This is a genomic window from Microcystis sp. M53603_WE2 (assembly GCF_030065435.1).
The window spans coordinates 1-1,432 of the sequence record NZ_JASJFF010001390.1; the positions used below are offsets into that span (position 1 = coordinate 1).

Sequence of the window (1,432 nt, forward strand, 5' to 3'; positions counted from 1 at the left end):
GGCGTGGAAGCCCGTTGTTTAATCGGTTTTGATGATGTTTTTGCAAAAAATAGTCTTTTAAAAAGAACATAAATAACTAAATTATGTTTTTTTTTTCGATTTTGATAGTTGATCTGGTGTTAAAAAAATGTTATTGTTCTCTTGAATCAATAATTTGATTCATTCATTTAGCGAACATTTGGAGAATACATCTCATGGCTAACATCAAAATTAACGAGATCAAAAACACGGTGACTGACGAAATTATCGAACTTCGCACCGATGCCGCTAACGACAGTCCAGAAAGCATCACCGCTTTTAAAACTTTGCGTCAAGTGGTAGGCGGTTGTTGTTGTTGGTGCTATACTTTCTAGGTGTAACTGATTGATAAAATACAGAGATAAATCAGTATTTTATCTTTTACTTCTCCTAAGTTTCCACGGTAGCTCAGCAAAACAAGATACTCCGTTGACTATCGTGGAAATACTAACCAGATAAAGGATAAAGAAGATCGCATTTCTTGAGAATATGTATGCTATTTTTAAACGATTTTCCGATCACTTGGAGCCATCGTCCTTATTTCGATCTTAGTCCCTATCAATCTGGCGCTTGGCATATTCAGGGAATTGACTATAGTTATCGAAATCTTGTCTCCGAAGTACGAGGTGTCGATACATCATCTGTTACCCCGGTTGCTCTCGTTCACCCCGCTTCTTTTCGAGAGCAATTGATTCGAGAGACCGGTCTTTTTCAATACCCAATTAACGATCCTCTCGCCCTCCCCGATGAGTTGAGAACCGAACGTTGGAGAGTTCTTTGCGAGCATTTAGAGCATTATCGTGAGCTTTCACCCGCTACTCAACTGAAAACAATTAATTTATTATCGAGTTTATGCTTTCATGAAGCGATTATTCGCTATATTCCCGCAATTACTGATGAAAACATTGGCAGAGACCCCACGTTCGCTAGATTAGCTTACAGCCTGGCGATGTCTAAAATCCTTTGTCAAGAAGATATCGGTACATCAGAAAATCTCGAAGATTTTCAACGAATCGTTCAATACGCTTCTAAAGAAAGCATGGTGGTTTTCGGGGCGGCCGTAGAATTAATCGTTTTGCAGGCTACTGCCTTTCGAGATATAGCCGCAGTCGCCTATTGGCGAGAAGTAGCGAAGGAGGCACTCTCTCACTTCGAACCTTCCCTCGATCGTTTCGATTTTAAACATTTAACCAGTGCTTTCCAGCGTGCGGCTGTTTTCGCTCCACTTCTGCGGGGTGAGCGAGAAACGGTTGTCCGTGAAATGGATATCTGTCAATCCCTGGCGGAAGAACTAACCCGCGAGTGTAAAAACGAGAGCGAACGACTTTCCGCCTACGACACTCTCATAACGGTTCTCGAGAGCCGAACAAAAGAAGCTCTCTGGTTAGGCGATATCGATCTCGCCGAAGAGAGA

General features: G+C 41.8%; 2 protein-coding genes. Both read left to right on the plus strand.

Annotated elements, in window-relative coordinates; all coding sequences use genetic code 11:
* Positions 1-194 precede the first annotated feature (194 nt).
* Complete coding sequence (locus PX481_RS29175) at positions 195-353, plus strand: hypothetical protein (protein WP_200868368.1); 159 nt, start codon at positions 195-197, stop codon at positions 351-353.
* 158 nt (positions 354-511) lie between these two features.
* A partial coding sequence (locus PX481_RS29180; RefSeq protein ID WP_288097470.1) for a hypothetical protein occupies positions 512-1,432 on the plus strand: 921 nt, incomplete at its 3' end.